Source organism: Enterobacter sp. T1-1 (assembly GCF_000710795.1).
Lineage (GTDB): Bacteria > Pseudomonadota > Gammaproteobacteria > Enterobacterales > Enterobacteriaceae > Enterobacter > Enterobacter cloacae.
In genome coordinates this window covers 1-361 of record NZ_JALW01000116.1, presented here as the reverse complement: position 1 = coordinate 361, position 361 = coordinate 1, and the positions used below count along the sequence as shown (strand labels likewise).

The following is a 361-nucleotide window of genomic DNA, read 5'->3' as shown; positions in this document are numbered from 1 at the left end:
TCAAGGGTACCGGTGCGGAGCCGGGCAACACCATCACCGTCTACAACGGCGACAAGGTGATTGGCACCGCGAAAGTGCAGGCCGACGGCACCTGGTCCCTGGAGCCGACCACGCCGCTGCCGGACGGGAAGTACACCCTGACGGCGAAAGAGACCGACGGCGTGGGCAATGTCTCCGGTCCGTCCGGTGAGTACATCATCAACGTGGCCACCGTACCGCCGCAGGCACCGACGCTGGACACCGTCTATGACGACGTGGCCCCGCATGCGGACTACCTGCAGAAGGGCGATGTCACCAACGACACCACCCCGACCCTGAGCGGCAGCAGCGGCGTGGCAGGCGGCACCATCAGTATCTACGA

At 65.7% G+C, this 361-nt stretch carries 1 protein-coding gene; it reads left to right on the top strand.

All coding sequences use genetic code 11. The features are described 5' to 3' along the window. Positions 1-361 (top strand): Ig-like domain-containing protein (locus tag AK59_RS01000000123990; protein WP_032618785.1); only part of this gene is annotated, 361 nt, incomplete at both ends.